This is a genomic window from Thiothrix nivea DSM 5205, from assembly GCF_000260135.1.
Taxonomy (GTDB): Bacteria; Pseudomonadota; Gammaproteobacteria; order Thiotrichales; family Thiotrichaceae; genus Thiothrix; species Thiothrix nivea.
Map to the genome: position 1 here is coordinate 673,469 of NZ_JH651384.1, position 14,407 is coordinate 687,875.

General features: G+C 58.6%; 22 protein-coding genes. 5 read left to right on the forward strand and 17 right to left on the reverse strand.

The features are described from left to right. The 13 genes from THINI_RS03450 to THINI_RS03505 form a co-directional block, all read right to left on the reverse strand. Positions 1-846, reverse strand: a complete 846-nt coding sequence (locus THINI_RS03450) for a hypothetical protein (RefSeq protein WP_002707269.1) — start codon at positions 844-846, stop codon at positions 1-3. Between the two features lie 2 nt (positions 847-848). Then, positions 849-4,010 (reverse strand): transglycosylase SLT domain-containing protein, encoded by a 3,162-nt coding sequence (locus THINI_RS23115; RefSeq protein ID WP_002707270.1) that lies wholly within the window; start codon positions 4,008-4,010, stop codon positions 849-851. Beyond that, positions 4,007-4,150, reverse strand: coding sequence for a hypothetical protein (locus tag THINI_RS24940; protein ID WP_002707271.1), 144 nt, complete (start codon positions 4,148-4,150; stop codon positions 4,007-4,009). Before THINI_RS24940 ends, THINI_RS23115 begins: the two co-directional genes overlap by 4 nt. A gap of 104 nt (positions 4,151-4,254) precedes the next feature. Continuing rightward, a complete protein-coding gene (locus tag THINI_RS03460; RefSeq protein ID WP_002707272.1) occupies positions 4,255-4,710 on the reverse strand; it encodes a hypothetical protein in 456 nt (151 codons plus the stop codon). A 2-nt stretch (positions 4,711-4,712) separates the two neighbouring features. Further along, positions 4,713-5,678 (reverse strand): hypothetical protein, encoded by a 966-nt coding sequence (locus THINI_RS03465; protein WP_002707273.1) that lies wholly within the window; start codon positions 5,676-5,678, stop codon positions 4,713-4,715. Then, the gene (locus tag THINI_RS03470) at positions 5,668-5,856 is read right to left on the reverse strand and encodes a hypothetical protein (RefSeq protein WP_002707274.1); all 189 of its coding nucleotides are present in this window, start codon (positions 5,854-5,856) and stop codon (positions 5,668-5,670) included. The genes THINI_RS03465 and THINI_RS03470 overlap by 11 nt, the downstream gene beginning before the upstream one ends. A gap of 2 nt (positions 5,857-5,858) precedes the next feature. Next, the gene (locus THINI_RS03475) at positions 5,859-6,284 is read right to left on the reverse strand and encodes a Gp37 family protein (protein WP_002707275.1); all 426 of its coding nucleotides are present in this window, start codon (positions 6,282-6,284) and stop codon (positions 5,859-5,861) included. Beyond that, on the reverse strand, positions 6,281-6,826 hold the full coding sequence (locus THINI_RS23120; RefSeq protein ID WP_002707276.1) for a phage virion morphogenesis protein: 546 nt from the start codon (positions 6,824-6,826) through the stop codon (positions 6,281-6,283). Before THINI_RS23120 ends, THINI_RS03475 begins: the two co-directional genes overlap by 4 nt. Further along, positions 6,826-7,239, reverse strand: a complete 414-nt coding sequence (locus THINI_RS03485; protein ID WP_002707277.1) for a DUF1320 domain-containing protein — start codon at positions 7,237-7,239, stop codon at positions 6,826-6,828. Before THINI_RS03485 ends, THINI_RS23120 begins: the two co-directional genes overlap by 1 nt. A 2-nt stretch (positions 7,240-7,241) precedes the next feature. Beyond that, a complete protein-coding gene (locus THINI_RS03490; RefSeq protein ID WP_002707278.1) occupies positions 7,242-7,457 on the reverse strand; it encodes a hypothetical protein in 216 nt (71 codons plus the stop codon). A gap of 10 nt (positions 7,458-7,467) precedes the next feature. Beyond that, a complete protein-coding gene (locus tag THINI_RS03495) occupies positions 7,468-8,397 on the reverse strand; it encodes a major capsid protein (protein WP_002707279.1) in 930 nt (309 codons plus the stop codon). A 15-nt stretch (positions 8,398-8,412) separates the two neighbouring features. Then, positions 8,413-8,757, reverse strand: coding sequence for a capsid cement protein (locus THINI_RS03500; RefSeq protein ID WP_002707280.1), 345 nt, complete (start codon positions 8,755-8,757; stop codon positions 8,413-8,415). Continuing rightward, entirely contained in the window at positions 8,757-9,839 is a 1,083-nt protein-coding gene (locus tag THINI_RS03505; protein ID WP_154724334.1) for a hypothetical protein, read from the reverse strand. The genes THINI_RS03500 and THINI_RS03505 overlap by 1 nt, the downstream gene beginning before the upstream one ends. 116 nt (positions 9,840-9,955) lie before the next feature. Here THINI_RS03505 and THINI_RS24945 point away from each other — a divergent pair, with 116 nt between their 5' ends. Then, on the forward strand, positions 9,956-10,114 hold the full coding sequence (locus tag THINI_RS24945; protein ID WP_169314580.1) for a hypothetical protein: 159 nt from the start codon (positions 9,956-9,958) through the stop codon (positions 10,112-10,114). 163 nt (positions 10,115-10,277) lie between these two features. On the opposite strand, the gene THINI_RS03510 is transcribed toward THINI_RS24945, so the two are convergent. The 4 genes from THINI_RS03510 to THINI_RS03525 form a co-directional block, all read right to left on the reverse strand. After that, positions 10,278-10,472, reverse strand: a complete 195-nt coding sequence (locus THINI_RS03510) for a hypothetical protein (protein ID WP_002707283.1) — start codon at positions 10,470-10,472, stop codon at positions 10,278-10,280. 166 nt (positions 10,473-10,638) lie between these two features. Continuing rightward, a complete protein-coding gene (locus THINI_RS03515; protein WP_002707284.1) occupies positions 10,639-10,986 on the reverse strand; it encodes a hypothetical protein in 348 nt (115 codons plus the stop codon). 64 nt (positions 10,987-11,050) lie between these two features. Next, entirely contained in the window at positions 11,051-11,377 is a 327-nt protein-coding gene (locus tag THINI_RS23125) for a helix-turn-helix domain-containing protein (protein ID WP_002707285.1), read from the reverse strand. Positions 11,378-11,604: 227 nt separating this feature from the next. Continuing rightward, positions 11,605-12,054: a hypothetical protein gene (locus tag THINI_RS03525; RefSeq protein WP_040839054.1), complete on the reverse strand. Its 450-nt coding sequence runs from the start codon at positions 12,052-12,054 to the stop codon at positions 11,605-11,607. Positions 12,055-12,105: 51 nt separating this feature from the next. Here THINI_RS03525 and THINI_RS03530 point away from each other — a divergent pair, with 51 nt between their 5' ends. From THINI_RS03530 to THINI_RS23130, 4 genes are all read left to right on the forward strand, one after another. After that, positions 12,106-12,378, forward strand: coding sequence for a helix-turn-helix domain-containing protein (locus THINI_RS03530; RefSeq protein ID WP_002707287.1), 273 nt, complete (start codon positions 12,106-12,108; stop codon positions 12,376-12,378). 102 nt (positions 12,379-12,480) lie between these two features. Continuing rightward, the gene (locus THINI_RS03535; protein ID WP_002707288.1) at positions 12,481-13,086 is read left to right on the forward strand and encodes a LytTR family DNA-binding domain-containing protein; all 606 of its coding nucleotides are present in this window, start codon (positions 12,481-12,483) and stop codon (positions 13,084-13,086) included. Then, positions 13,083-13,241 (forward strand): hypothetical protein, encoded by a 159-nt coding sequence (locus THINI_RS24950; RefSeq protein ID WP_002707289.1) that lies wholly within the window; start codon positions 13,083-13,085, stop codon positions 13,239-13,241. Before THINI_RS03535 ends, THINI_RS24950 begins: the two co-directional genes overlap by 4 nt. Beyond that, positions 13,238-14,404 (forward strand): hypothetical protein, encoded by a 1,167-nt coding sequence (locus tag THINI_RS23130; RefSeq protein WP_002707290.1) that lies wholly within the window; start codon positions 13,238-13,240, stop codon positions 14,402-14,404. Before THINI_RS24950 ends, THINI_RS23130 begins: the two co-directional genes overlap by 4 nt. The last annotated feature ends 3 nt before the right edge of the window (positions 14,405-14,407 follow it).

Genomic DNA, 14,407 nt, shown 5'->3' on the forward strand with positions numbered 1-14,407 from the left:
TTATGCGCCCGTCGCGTAAACGACCGTTGCCTTCCACAACCCGCCTGTGACTGCCGGGCAGACAAGCGTGCTGGCCGTGTTGGCGGCTGTCGATTTTATGCGATAAGTGGCGCTCTGGTTATAGCGCTCAATCTCGCCGATATTGCCTGCTGTGGGGAATATCCAGGACGGCGCACCGGGAATGTTGGTAGAAGTAACGGAAATCGGCGTCGCTGACCCTGTGCGGGCGGCAGTGTTATACAAATTGATCTCGATAGCATCAATATAGTGGTACAGGCCACTGCCTGCCGCTGGCAATGTCAGCGTCACCGCAGCCCCTGCCGTGCTGGTAGCCGTAACCGATAGGCCGGATGAATCCTGTTTGACCGGCAGCGGGTTGGTCGGCGTGAACTGCGGCAAAAGCGCACTCACCATGGATGATGCTGATGCGCCAGCCGGAGAAATGGATACCGTCGCCGAACCCGATACAAACGCTGAAGCCTTGACACGAAATTTGCGCCAGCCGACAACGCTACCGGAAAAGCCGATATTGCCTGCTGTGATCGCGCCTGTGGATGTCCCGGCAATCATGGTGCTGCTATTAACCAGGTTGATTGGAACCCACGTCGTGCCGTCAATACTGACCTCAAAGGCAATTGTCATACTCAGCGTACCGGTTATCACCACACTGACCGAGGCTGCGTCGGTAATGTCGGTGTTGACTGTGGCATTGACAGCCGCCAGCGTCCCGGTCGTAACCGGCAACAGTTCCACCGGCACGGTAGTCTGGCTATGGTAGCCATTGCTGTCGGTATAGGTGCGCATCTCGGCGGCCTGGAGCGCAGTTGGCAGGGTAATCTTAGGCATTATTAGCGGGTCCTGAATATGTTGGCCAACCCCTGCCCACGGCGGGCGCGGTCGGCGATGGAAGATTCCACCTGGTCTACCACCAGACGGAAGCTGATGTTGCCATCGCTACCCCGCTCTTCGGTGGCGCTGACGGTAGCGTTGCTGGAGCGGTTATCGACATGCAAATGGATTTGCGGCTGCACCACAACTGGCGCTGGCTGGCTGCCGCCTTGAACCTGAGCCATCACGCCCAGTTGGCCGTTGATACGGGTCAACGGCATCACTGCCTCATCGCCAGCTTCACCGGCCACCGCCAACCCTCCGTTTGCGAAAAACTGAGTGGGGCGAGTCAGCACGGAATTGTGGAAAGCGCCGCCATCTGCAAACGCCTGCACCCCTTGGCCGGTAAACGCCCCGCCGTTGGCAAACAGCCCTAGCGCGCTGCCGATGCTGCCGAGAATGCCATTGCCGCCAGAATTGCCGCCTCCAGACAGCGACAGGAAAGAATCAGACAGCGACTTGACGAAGGGCTGGATCACTGCCAGGCGCATGGTTTCGGAAATGATACTGTCCATTAAACCTTTCCAGTCGGCTTTGCCAGTCATGGCAGTAGCCAGCAACGCATCGCCAATCCCCTGGAATGCCTTATCAGCAACGCCGCGCAAATCCTGCAATGTCTTGGCCTGCCCTTCCAGAGCCACTTGCGCCTGGGCTACCGACGGGGCAAACCCTTCCTCGTTCACTAGTTGCCAGACCCTGTACGCGTCTGCTGACAAGACAGCTTCCGCCCGGTTGGCAGCCGTGGCGCGGCGCAAGCCTTCCAGTTCAATGGTGGCTTTCTTGGCCACTTGCGCTTGCAGGTCATCGCCGTTGAACCCCTTGCCTTGCAGGTCAATGGCAAACCCACCCAATTTGGTGGTGGAAGCCTTCGCCAGGTCAGTGTCCAGGGATTCGCGCAGCTTCTGCTGCTCTTGCGCGATCCGCTCGGCCTGGCGCTTACGCTCGGCAATGAGTTTCTCGCTGGCCGCGCGCTGCGCCTCCTCCGTTTTCAGGATCGCCTTGACCTGGGATTCGCCCGACTGGTCAACGCCCTTGGTCAGGTCTTTGTAATAGCCCATGACGTTCTTGACGTAGGTCTGGGTTTCTTTGTAGGGCGGTATCCCGGCATATTTGTCGACTGCGCCGGGGCCTGCATTGTAAGCGGCGGCGACCTTGGCGACATCGCCATTGTATTTTTCCATCTGCTGCGACAGGTAAGCCGCGCCAAGGGTGATGTTATCGGCAGCATTGAACAGGTTGTAATTGGTCAGGCCGATCTCTTTGGCTACCTCTTCTGCCGTGGGTGGCATGAGCTGCATGATACCCTGCGCACCAACGGGTGAGACGGCCTTCAGTTGCGACTGCGCACTCTTGAGGAACCCAGTTTCCTGCTGGATCACCGCTTTGACCAGGTTGGCGTCAACATCAAACCGCTTGGCGGCTGCCTCAATCTCGGCCTTAAAGGCGACTGAACCCGACAGCCACGGCGCATCCAGCTTCTTCATCGCATCGGCATGGCCTTTAGCAGCCTCAGCGGCAGACTTGGACGCTGACTGTGACCCCTGCAAGGTTTTATTGACTGCCTCCTGGTTGACATACAGCCGCTGGGCGGCAGCACCCTGGGCATCCACGGCGGAACCCAGCGCGGCGAACTGGCGTTCAGCCCTGCCCATTTCCAGGTTCAGCACCCGTTGCTGTTCAGCATTTTGCTGGTAGGCGGCGGCATTATCTAGTGCATACTGGGCATTAACGCTGGCTGCATTGGCTGCTGCGGTTGCAGTCCGTGCGCCATCCTCCTGCGCCTTGGCCGCCTCCCGGTAGCCAGCGGCAGCGCCCGCCATGCTGGCGCGGATGCCGTCACCGACAGAAGCCGCAGCCGTCTCCATGCTGCGCAACCCCTCAGCCGCCGCGCCCAAATCACCTGACAGCGTATCCAGGCCGGGAATGTAGGACAGCGCCGAGGATGCCGTTTCCAGGCTGGAGGCAATGCTCCCCACAATCGCCGCCGCCGTACTGCCAGCCGCATCCCCAATCAAGCCAAACACTGACCCGGCAATATCCGCCATCTCGGCAAACAGGTGCTGCCAGACTGCGCCAAGCTCATAATTCAGGGCGTTGAAACGATGCCCAAACGATACCCCATACTCATGCACAGCTGTATAAGCAGCACCCGCCCAAACAGGGAAATACGTCCAGCCAATACGCATCCATTCGAGCAATGCCCCAAACAACGCCTTGGCGTCAGCGTTAAATGCCTGCGCATCCGTGTCGGCGGAAGCCAGCGCCACTGACCAGGCATCGCCCATCATCAGCACATCGTTCTGCACGGTATACAGCAGGTCTTTCAGGCTGATGATGCCACTGACCACATCGCCGGAGACGGCATTCAACAGTTCAGCGCCCGCCGTGCCGGCCACATTGCCGACCCCTTGCAGGGCAAGCTGGATCTGGTTGATGTTGTCGCTGGCTTCGGAGAGGACAGCGTTCTGCGATTCATCCAGGATCGCGCCGGACTGGAACGTGATGGATGACAGCTCGCGCAGCTTGGCGGCGTTATTGTCCAGCAGCGGCAAGAGTTTGGTGGCGTCATTGCCCAGCGACTCCAGTAGGAATGACTTTTCCCCCCGGCTCATATCCTTGACCTTGGACATGGCCTCGGCAATCTTCAGCAGTTGCTGGTCAGGCGACAGGGAAACCAGGTCGTTCACGTCCAGCTTCAGGCGCTTGAAGACATCAGCCGCTTCACCACCACCGGTGGACGCGAACTCGCCGATCTTCTCCTGCATATCCTTGAAGACATCGGCAATCTCGACCCCGGCACGCTTGCCCGCCTGCCCCCAGACCTGCACCGCATCGCGCGACATGCCGAGGTACGCAACCTGCTGGTTGATGGCATCGTTGGCGCGGGTGATGGCCAGCACACCGGAGGCCATCGCATCCACGCTGAGCACGCCCAATGCCCCGGCAATCGCACCTTTAAGCAGGCCAAAGGCAGCTGCCCCTTCTTGCGCCCCACGGCTCAACTTGCGCCCGGCCTCTTCGCCTTTGCCGCCCAGCTCGCCGGTGGCGCGTGCCGCTTCCTTGACCTCACCCTTAAAGCCGCTGGCGTCAGCCGTCAGGACAGCCTTCAGCGTCATGCTCATTTGGGCGCTCCCGCCTGAAAGCCATCAAGGAAATGCCCCATGCGCGCCCACACTTCCGGGAACCTGTGGCGCTTGACCACCAGCGGAACATAGGCTAGCAGGTTGGCGACGCTCAGGTCACCCCGTAATGCCATTGCCATTTGCCAGATCTCCTCCGTCGCCGGGTAAATCGTGAATGTGCCGCTGCCCATGCTGGGCGGGTCTACGCCGAAACGCGCGGCCAGCCAGGCCGCCCGTTGCGGGTCTAGGTTTCTGCCTGATCCGCCGGGTAAGCGTCCGCTGCGGTAGTAGTACCCGGCGTCACGGAGTTTTTTGCCAGGGCTTCCCCGTTGGCCACCTGCCACAGGCTGTACAGCAGCGCCGCGCGGTAAATGTCGTGCGGCAACATGCGCTGCAGGTCGCCATCTTCATATTCGGGGTCGGTGGCGCGTAAAAAATGCCGACTGATGACGGCATCAATCCCTGCCCGCCGCTGGCGCAGACGCTCCGAATGGAGCCTGAACCGCGCCAGCAGGTCTTCAGGGTCATCCTCACGCGCAACCGGCGTCAGGGAATCCACCCGCAGCTCCCGGATTTCCAGCGCCTGGTCATCATCCGGGGTCGCCCATACCGCCACGAAAGCATCGGCGACCACGCCCGCCTGCATGACGTCCACCTGGTGTTCCGTTTCTGGCGGCAAGCCAACAATGATTCTTGCCATGCTTATTTCTCCACAATGACCGGGTTGTGCAGGATGTTAAGGGAGAATTCAACGCCACGGCTGTTATTGGGCAGGATGATCTCGCTAAGTTCGCCCATCTGTACTTCGGCTACTGTCACATCCAGTTTTTTCCCGGCTACAGAGCCGATGGAAAACGCGAATGGCAGCCGCTGCACCGTGGCGCGGTTGGCGTAGGCAAACGGGTTAAATTCTGTTTCCCAGTCAGACATTTTCATGCTGACTTTCAGCGTGCCGTTTTCATCCGTGGATGGCTCAGCACGCGCAAGGCACATGGACTCCTGCCATTCGGACTTATACCCAAAGAAGTTACTGGACTCGACCGACTGCAAGCACAGCATCTTGCCATTCAGCGCTTTAGTGGTGATCAGTGACGGGCGCGGCGGGCCAAAAATGTTGGCCAACTGGGCCCCGTAAGCAGGCGCAATCACCGTCACGGCATCCGGGTCGTAATAAGCGCCAACACCAGACAGGTTAAATACCATGTCCTCGCCTGCCGCAAACCGGAACCCAAGCTGGCCGCGCGCGCCTGTCGTGCGGCGGCGGTAATCCTTGGCCCCAGATGATAACGGGGTGCGCATCTCCATCGTGCTGGTGTCGAAACCGGTCAGGGTGTCGCGGGCATACGTCACCGATACGCCAGCAGCGGTGGTGGCGGCAGCGCCGCACATGCGGAACATGTTGGCCAGCGGGCCTGCCGTCCCGGCAGCGCCGGAATACATCCAGGGCACCTTGGCCGAAAACTCCCACCATTGCAGCAACGCCTGGTCAACCGTATCCAGCGGACGCGCCTGGGTGCGGAAATCGCGCCTGACCGTTTTATCCTTGACTGACCAGCTCATTTCCTGGCAGTAGAGTGCATTGGCGGCAGCAATCGTGGCCGCCGTGCCTTCGGTGGTCTCGATGTTCAGGTATAGCGCGACGTCATACTCTTTAATATCAGCGGGCATTGTCAGTTACCTCGTTGTCTGGGGGTGGGGTGGCTGGCTGTGCAGCCGCTTTCTTTGCCTTGGCCGGGGCTGGCTCCGCCTGCGCGGGGTCTGGCTCCGGGGTTGGCTGCTCGCCGGGGTGCAGGGTCTTGTGCACCAGAGTCAGGCTGCCGTCTTCATTCTGTAGCCATGCCGACATATTCATTCTCCACATGCGCCATAGGCGCTTACCAGTTTGCTTTCAACTTCAAACACAACGTCGTATTGCCATACACCATTGTCTTCTGTAACGAAATTCTCGGACTGCGCAGCCAGGTCATACCAACCATCACCAGGACACCATCCAGCCAGGGATGCCAGTACCGCATCCAGTAAAACATACGCACCAGCATGGCTATTCAGGTTCCGCACCAGCAAGGTGATGATGATGCGGGTCTTGCGCGCCTGGACGCCGCCAATAGCCTGGCTATAACGGCTACCCTGCACCACCACCAGCACTGCGCCCTTTGGGTTCATCAGGCGGTATTCCGATGGCCGCTCCGGGTATGGCTCAACCTTCAAGGCGGACAGCTGTGGCGTTGCCGCCAGCTTTCCCAGTATCGCCTGCTCAAGCTCCAGCAAGCTCATGGTGTCGCCCGCTCAATATGGGTTTCGATGATATCCATGATGTCCTGCTCATCGTCAGCACTCAGGCCAAGGAACGGGCGCGCTGGCATCTTTGAACCGGGGTGATTGACGGATTTCACCAGCCAAGGATCACCTTTTTTCTTTGCGTTCGGGTTCACTCCGAAAGCCAGCGACTTGCCACGCTTTGCCGCAATCTTGTGTGGACTGGTCTTGCCGCCGAACTGGTGGATGGCGGCATACACCAAGTTCGTGCCAACCTCCACCTGGTGTGCGCTGGCACGGTAGGTGATACTGTTGCGCAGATGCGGCCCATGCCCCGTCAGGATTTTCCGCCCCTTTGTATCATCGGTTTCATACTTGCGCTCTTTCCACTTATCACCATCCGGCGAAACATTGGAGAGGAACCGCTCCTGGGTGTTTTCCACCAGCTTCAGGCCAATAGCCTGCATGACGGGCGTCAAATCCTGAACGGCAGTCAACAAGCGGTTGAAGCCCTCTTGAAGGCTGCTTGTATCGATATCGATAGCGATGACAGCGCCCATCAGTATGCACCCCAGCCAATACAGGAGGGTGGCGCAATAACATGGACGCCATCATCAGCGGCAGCACTTGCCGCCATCTCTGGCACATCCAGTTCGTTGATGCGTACCTTTTCCAGCCACGCGATTTGTTCCTGGTAACGCGCCAGATAATCCTTCAGGTCGCCTGGGCGACGCAGACGGAACAGGTAATAAACGGCGATGTCCACCGCGACTACCCGCAGGGATTCCGCCGCTACTGGCAATGGCAAGGGGTAGCGCCCCACCAGATAACTGTCGATGCGCAACCCGGCATCCTTAATGGCATCAGTCACACTGGCATTATCCGCCAGAGTGCTGGCGGGAACGTCCAGCATTTCCGCCAGCACGTTCTCGCCAATGCTGCTGATAATGTCCATTGTCGTGCAGTAGCTCATGATTACTCCTTGATGGTGACAGTGGTAGCCGGTAGCCGTTCGAGTTCCGCCTCAGTCAGGCGGATTTCAGCCCCGACAGGATAGCGCTTGCCATCTTTTCGCAGGGCAGTCAGCAGGATGCAAACACCTGCCTCCCGCCCTGCGCTGGCTTCGTCAACGCCAGCCGCTGCTGCTTCGGGGGGGTTATCTTCGGGTGCGGGAGGTTTCTTGCTTGCCATATCACCCACCTCACGCCACGGTATTCTGGATCAGGTAGCCCAGCGACTTGGCACTGATGACTTCTTTGACGGATTCGCCGACACGCACGCGCTCGCCGCCGCGCAGGCCGATATTGCCGTCACGCTCAGAGCCAGCCAGGCGGGTTTTGTATTGCGCCGTGAAGCCGTAGGTCGTGCCGTTGCGGTTGGTGGCCATCGCATCTTGATAGATCAGGCTGACCATATCGCCCCAGGCGCGTTGCAGGCTGGCGGCCTGGCCTTTGCGGGCGGTATTGACCCGCGCCTGACCGACCAGCACCTTACTGACTTCCAGCAGTTCCGCCACCTGCTCACGCGATGCCATGCCTGCATCACCGGAGTTGCCATGCACGGCCTTAACCACTTGCGGGTGGCGGCGGAAGGCAGACCAGGAGGCTTGACCAAAGACGGCGACATTGGGGCGCATGACCGGCGCATTAAAGGCGTCTTCCATGATACCCAGCACATCGGCGGCGGCATCAGAAAACTGACTGCCAGCCGCCAGCGTTTCCGTGTTGGCAGCATCGTAATTGCTGGTACTGGACAGCAGGGTGGATACACGCACTTCGCGATCCAGCAGAATCAGGTTGGTGAGCTGTTCGACCGAATGGTTTTTCGGGTCAAACCCCGCTTCCGCGTTATCGATGTCGGTCTGCGGGATCGGGTCTTCCAGGCCGAAGTCTTCGGTACTGGCGGTGATTTCCACGCCGGTGAAGCTGATTTCATTCACGCGGGAACGCCGCCCGACCTTGGTATCGGGGATGGTAAAGCCTTCCGCCATGTCATAAGCGAAATACTTGAACTCTTCCTTTGCCATGGGCGCGAGGCGCGGCAGCACCTCATCGGCAATCAGGGAAGCGTTGCGGTACGCGATGGCGATAGCCACCATGACCGGGTTGACGGGAAACGGGCGATTAGCCATTGTCACTACTCCTTATTAATGTTGTGCCAGCAGCACTTCACCGATGTCGCCAGCGACGCCTGCCACCAGTGCCACACCAACCACCCGGTTGCCTGTGGACGCCACGACCGCCTTGCCATTGGCATCAGCCGTCAGCAAGTCGCCGCGCGCCACCGTGCCGCCATAGGCGACATCAGCCACGCCGGACAGCACCACATCCACCCGCGCCCCGCTGGCAGCATCGGCATCAGCCACGCCCAGCAGCTTGTCGGTTGCGGCAGCGCCATGGATAACCGCGTCATCCGCCGCGCCGTGCTTGACGATGCGGTTTGCCGTCACAGCAGCGCCCGCCACGAAATTTTTAACCAGACCACGCACCATTACTTGCTACCTCCAACCACGTGGGCGACCGCCTGACTGGCGGAAATGATGATGCCCTTTTGGGACATTGCCGCCTGATACTCGACCGCCGCACTGGCGATGGCATCAGCATCTGTTTTATCGACGCCTGGCTGGCCATCGCCACCAGCATCACTGGCCATCGCCACCTGCTTCGGCAGCTTGCCGACAAAATCCGCAAACCACTGCTTTGCGTCTGTCTTGACGGTGGACTTGTTGCTGTCATCCCCGCGGCTGAACTCAATCGCCGTGGCTGGCAGTTGCAGGGCGAAATCCGCCATGCCCTCGGCTTGCGCCGGGGTCAGCCGACCTTCCGTGCACGCCTTGTCAATCGTGGCTTGCCACTCGGCGCGCGCCTTGCTGTCGCGCTCGACTTTCAGCTCAGCTTCCAGTGCGGCTTTCTGGCTGGAGAACTCAGCCGCCGCCGCCTGTTTGGCCTCATTAACCATGCGGTCAACATCCGCCTGGGTGTAACCGGCATCGCCGCCGGACTTGCCTTTATCAGTCATGCCATCCTCCGGGGATGTCGATTTGATGGGATAGGAAAAATCAACAGGGTTGCCATCAGCGCTGAACTGCACCGGCGCCAGACCCTCAACAGCAGGTGGCTCAGCACCCAGCCAGGCGATATGCGTGATCTTCCAGCCGCGCTCGGTCGGGATCATGCGCACGGAGCGGGAATAGAGACGGCCATCCTTCACCAGCTTTTCAAATTGCGGCTCGATGTCGGTCTGGCGGGATTCGATCAAATCGCCATTGACGCGAATCTCGGGGGATTTCGCATAGGCAAACGGGGAATACAGTTCCTGGTGGGTGATGACATGGGGGATGGGGTCGCCAGACCATGAATTATTGACGATCTGTTCCAGGTCAGCTTGCGTGAACGTGCGTTCGACGCCTTTGGAATCGGCACGGGTGCCAGCGCGGAAAATTTCCAGCCAGCCCGCCAAACCGCTTGTATTGACCTGATCCATGCACCACCGCTGCTGTTGATTAACGATGGGTGCATTGTGCTGGATGGGGCGATTGTGTTGCCGTCGGCAGACATTCAAACGGCAGGGCATGGGGAGGATGCGAATAGTCTGCTACAAACCGGACAGCGCCGCAAGGAGGTAATGTGGCAAGGCAACCGATAGGGAACTGTGACCCGACATTCAGGCGGGCATGTTTTGTGAGGTGGGTGATTTCAACCTTTAATCGGCCACCGTTGCGCGCGGCATTCTTCCAGCGTTATAGTAACCGGCATGGTGATGTGGTGCTGACCGCACTGAAAGCCGACATTGCCACCGAAAACGCCCGCCAGAAAGCCCGTAACGACGCCATCCGCGCCCCACCCTGACATCTGCCCAAAACCCCAAAACAAACTCGTTTTGAAACCGTCTTGAAATCGCCGCCAGTAACTCAACTTTTTTTGGACGAACCAGCATAGCGCCCCATGGCTTGAGCGCCTTAGACGCGATTCTGCGCGGTCATGGACCATATTGCCGACCCCGGCAAAATGGTCAGAGGACAAAAGCCTTGATACCGGAAATGAAACCGAAGCCAACCAGGCCAGCCAGTGACAGCCACTGCACCAATGTCAGGTGCGGGATCGTCCTGTTGACGGCAATAATACGGTTCACCACCAGGATTTTCACGACGTTCACCCGACCACTGAGATTTGCCACTGCGCCGACCTTGCCGAAATGCTGGTTCATAATATGTCCTTTGCTTTTTCCGGCATTTTACGCGCCCTTTGTTAATGCACGCTGACAGACACTGGAGTTAACGACATGACCACCAACACCCCAGGAACCTACCATGGCACTTTCAACCTGAGTGGCCTGCTGCCACCGGAAAGACTGGAGGGGGTACGCAAGGCGCTTAATGCCTCTTTGAAAGATGGGGATGACTGCCAAGAATTTCGGATGAAATCACAGCCACTGCTTGCCTCCATTTGGGAAGCCCAGCATCCACCTCCCAAGTATGATGCGCCATCGAACCCCTGAGCTTGGAAAGGAAGTCCAGCAGCAACGAATTGACAACCCTTCTGGCTGGTGCTGAGCAATCGCCCCAGCCTTCCGCCTGGTCCAGCGTCAATAAAAAAGCCACCGCCTCACTCTCCGCGTGGAAGTCATCCCCTGCCATAACCCCTGCCGAATTGAGCCATGGCTTTGCCTTGAAAAGCTCATACATGAGTTCAAACGCTTTCTCTGCATTGACTGTTGTCATGCCGCCTCCTGCTTTTCCTGCCGCTTTGAAACTGCCTCAATAAGGTCGCGATACTCTTGCAGCCTCACTTCTTCCGCCCTTTGCCGCCACCCATATCAATACTGATGTCGCCAATGCTCACACCATCACCGGCATGGACGACATTACCGACCTTCCCGTACTGCTGCGAAAACACAGGAGCCTCAACCGCCCTGCTGCGCCTGCCCGTCACTACGTACAGCACATCCACGCCTAGATCAGAAATCCTTTCCAGGTAGTCCCAGTCGGGATTCCTCACGCCTCTTTCATAATTTGTTTGAGCGCTTATCTGTACGCCGCCAGCTTCGGCGAATTCAGTCTGATTCATCCCTATTCGCTTTCGCTCTTCCCTGAGCCTTAAATTTTTACTCATATGGATAAAAAATCCTTGCAAATTTACTCAAACGAGTAAATAATTAAGTTATGGTTAATAACTTAACCATCCAAGGCGGAAGGATACCGGACAAATGTCCCTTCGCCGCTTAACCAACTGACAACATCCCTACCGGTTATCGGATGGGATCAAGGAGACAACCATGACACCCTTAGAGCATCAACGCATTGCCAGACACCAGCGTGCAGTCCGCCTGGCGGAAAATATCAACTTAATGGACTGCTCCCAGAAAACGGCCATTTATGAGTCGATCCAACAACTGTCCAAAACGCTTGGTTGCAGCGCGGAAGAAACCATTCTCCTGACTGGAGACTATCGGGTTCAATCAGAACTGATTGCATTGCATTTAGAAAATGCACTCCCTCATCTATATGCTCAATGGACGCAAGGAGATACAGCGGCAAAGGCTGAAATCGACCGTCTTTCCGCGCCTGTTCTGGCATTACCGCCAGAAAATCCCGGATCAAGTCATCATGGTCATCACGCCAATCCAGCCAAGCTGCCAGACTTCCATGAAACGGATCGCCTTCCAGTAGCGCACGCAGCGCCACACTACCCCATGCCACAGAGTTCTTTTCGGCGAATACGGTCAGCATTTGCCGTTGTTTTAGGGCGGTGGAAAGTTGCCTCTGCAAAAAGCTCTCATCAAACCACATGAAAACAGACCTCACCCAAACAACATTCAAAGCCTAACAGGTTAACCGATTATGGACAACACACAACCCATCAGAATCCATCGCGCCAGCCAGCCGCGCATCCGCCAGGTGCAGGCAATCCAGCGCCGCTTTGCCCTGTACCTGGCAGGCAAGACCCAGCGCGACATTGCCGCCGAGCTAAACATCAGCTTTCCGGCTGTCAGCCAGGCCATCAACGGCTACAGCACATCCCGCCCGGTGGCTGAGAAGCTGGCCGAGATCACCGGCAAGCCACTGCACGAGCTGTGGCCAGATGGCCGCTACGACAGCGGGGATGCGGCATGAAAACCCAGATCACCACGGACATCTGGGCAACCCTCGCCTTCGTGGCGCTGGCGGGCCTGATCGTCATCATCACTTTTTCTATCTGAACCAAGGGGAGCAACCATGCCCAACTACATCACCTACGCCGCCCCAGGCATTCATCGCGCCCGCATCCGCGTCGACCTGGCCGAGGTGGAAGCTTTCTACGCGCAGGACAAATACACCCTCGCCCGCCTCACCAGTGGCAAAGATGTGTTTCTGGACGCCATCACGCTGGAAGACGGCACACAGATCGTCAGTGGCGGCAGTTATGTATCACTGGCGAGCATCGCCCGCGCCCTGGCTGGCGCGCGCCTGCGGAACTGGGTGCAGATCAACCGCGCCTACATCGCCAACTCCAACCACGTTGTCACGTATAAGTCGCGTGACGAAAAGCCGGAAGCGGGCGGCGGCAAGCTCATCACCAAGAGCAAAGGTGTATTGCCAGTATCGCGGCGCTATCAGCCAACCGCGCGACGCCTGATCAATGGCGGCACGTTCGCCGCCCTGCTAATGGCAGTCGCCCTGTTTGCACCATCCCCACAGGCGGGCGCTGCCGACAAGACTACACTCTTGCCGGTCATTGCCTCCGTCACGCCGCACCCGGATGGCGGTTGCGTCATCCACTACCAGGACGGCAGCGAACGCTGGATTGCGGCCTGCCCCAGCAATGCGGGTGGCGGCCAATGAAACCGGCAGACAAGCAAGCCATCCGGAAGGCGCTGGGCAAATCCACCAGCGCCTACCTGGAACAGATCAACAAGGCCAGCGGCAAGCCCAAGCCCATCAAGGCAAGCGCCAAGGTCATTATTGTTAACCACGATTACAGGCTGACTATCCCATGAAACAAGCAGACGACGACCTGACCATTGACCTGTACGCCGCGCCGCGCAGCGCGCAGCAGCCCGACCATTTTGCTGATGTCAGCAATATGGTCGACACTAACCCTGATGCCGACATCGAAGAGATCGTGCGCCCCTTCCGCAGCGTCTCCGAACTCGAAGCAGCAAAAGAAACCCTGCCCGCCATCCCCGAAAATCCAAATGTGCGCCTGGCGCACATTTCGGAAAACATGCTCAGCCTTGCTGTAGACCTTGGCATTGATGCCTCAGTGTCCACGTCAGATATGGCCATGGAAGCAGCTCATGACATGGTTAGCTCAGCAACCCTACTGATCAGGTCAGGCGTTCGCTTGATCATAGCCAAAGAGAAATGTCAGCACGGGGAGTTTGAAGACCACTGCAACCGCGTAGGAATAGACCGCTTTCGAGCATCGGAGGCCATGCGTTATGCGCAGTTTGCATCAACACTTGAGCCGAAGGAGCGCGACAAGTACCTCATGCTCCCCAAGAAATCTGCGCTGCTACTGGCGAACGCCGAACCGGCGCTGGTGGAGTTCCTGCTGGAAGACGGGAACGAGGACTTGGCCAAGCGGCTGCGCAAGAAGTCGCAGCTAAAGGAGCTGGCACTGGAGCTGGCGGATACGGAACACGCACTGGAGAAGTCCGAGAAGGAGGTCGACAGCCTGTACAAGGAAGTCAAACGCCTCAAGGAAGCCCACGAAACCGCCGCCGCCGGGAGCGAATACCCCGCCGACGTGGTGAAGCTGCGCAAGGAATCCAGCGTGCTGGCGGATGAGGCGATAGCCGCACTCTCCTCCATCCAGTTCCACGCCGAAAAGTTCCACCACTCCCTCAGCATCAGCGACCCATCAGCAGGGCGGCGCAACCTCTACGCCGCCATGTACCCGGCCATTGCCAGCGTGGCCAGCGTCATCAATAGCGCCAGCAGGCTGTTTACCGACCTGTGCGGCCAGTATGACCTTGACCCCGCCGACATCGCCGGGCGCGTGTCGATCCCCATGACGCAAGCCGAGCTGGACGTGATCGACGCCGCGCGCGACATGATGCTGAAAAGGAAGATGGCGCGCAGCGAGTCCCGCATGGGCGCTTACCTGGAAGAAGGCCAGCTCACCCGTGGCCGTGGCCGCCCACGCAAGGGCGAATAAGGG

Coding starts and splice junctions, on each gene's coding strand:
- THINI_RS03450 (WP_002707269.1), bottom strand. CDS start 846: ATGCCTAAGATTACCCTGCCAACTGCGCTCCAGGCCGCCGAGATGCGC.
- THINI_RS23115 (WP_002707270.1), bottom strand. CDS start 4,010: ATGAGCATGACGCTGAAGGCTGTCCTGACGGCTGACGCCAGCGGCTTT.
- THINI_RS24940 (WP_002707271.1), bottom strand. CDS start 4,150: ATGGCAATGGCATTACGGGGTGACCTGAGCGTCGCCAACCTGCTAGCC.
- THINI_RS03460 (WP_002707272.1), bottom strand. CDS start 4,710: ATGGCAAGAATCATTGTTGGCTTGCCGCCAGAAACGGAACACCAGGTG.
- THINI_RS03465 (WP_002707273.1), bottom strand. CDS start 5,678: ATGCCCGCTGATATTAAAGAGTATGACGTCGCGCTATACCTGAACATC.
- THINI_RS03470 (WP_002707274.1), bottom strand. CDS start 5,856: ATGTCGGCATGGCTACAGAATGAAGACGGCAGCCTGACTCTGGTGCAC.
- THINI_RS03475 (WP_002707275.1), bottom strand. CDS start 6,284: ATGAGCTTGCTGGAGCTTGAGCAGGCGATACTGGGAAAGCTGGCGGCA.
- THINI_RS23120 (WP_002707276.1), bottom strand. CDS start 6,826: ATGGGCGCTGTCATCGCTATCGATATCGATACAAGCAGCCTTCAAGAG.
- THINI_RS03485 (WP_002707277.1), bottom strand. CDS start 7,239: ATGAGCTACTGCACGACAATGGACATTATCAGCAGCATTGGCGAGAAC.
- THINI_RS03490 (WP_002707278.1), bottom strand. CDS start 7,457: ATGGCAAGCAAGAAACCTCCCGCACCCGAAGATAACCCCCCCGAAGCA.
- THINI_RS03495 (WP_002707279.1), bottom strand. CDS start 8,397: ATGGCTAATCGCCCGTTTCCCGTCAACCCGGTCATGGTGGCTATCGCC.
- THINI_RS03500 (WP_002707280.1), bottom strand. CDS start 8,757: ATGGTGCGTGGTCTGGTTAAAAATTTCGTGGCGGGCGCTGCTGTGACG.
- THINI_RS03505 (WP_154724334.1), bottom strand. CDS start 9,839: ATGCCCTGCCGTTTGAATGTCTGCCGACGGCAACACAATCGCCCCATC.
- THINI_RS03510 (WP_002707283.1), bottom strand. CDS start 10,472: ATGAACCAGCATTTCGGCAAGGTCGGCGCAGTGGCAAATCTCAGTGGT.
- THINI_RS03515 (WP_002707284.1), bottom strand. CDS start 10,986: ATGACAACAGTCAATGCAGAGAAAGCGTTTGAACTCATGTATGAGCTT.
- THINI_RS23125 (WP_002707285.1), bottom strand. CDS start 11,377: ATGAGTAAAAATTTAAGGCTCAGGGAAGAGCGAAAGCGAATAGGGATG.
- THINI_RS03525 (WP_040839054.1), bottom strand. CDS start 12,054: ATGTGGTTTGATGAGAGCTTTTTGCAGAGGCAACTTTCCACCGCCCTA.
- THINI_RS03530 (WP_002707287.1), top strand. CDS start 12,106: ATGGACAACACACAACCCATCAGAATCCATCGCGCCAGCCAGCCGCGC.
- THINI_RS03535 (WP_002707288.1), top strand. CDS start 12,481: ATGCCCAACTACATCACCTACGCCGCCCCAGGCATTCATCGCGCCCGC.
- THINI_RS24950 (WP_002707289.1), top strand. CDS start 13,083: ATGAAACCGGCAGACAAGCAAGCCATCCGGAAGGCGCTGGGCAAATCC.
- THINI_RS23130 (WP_002707290.1), top strand. CDS start 13,238: ATGAAACAAGCAGACGACGACCTGACCATTGACCTGTACGCCGCGCCG.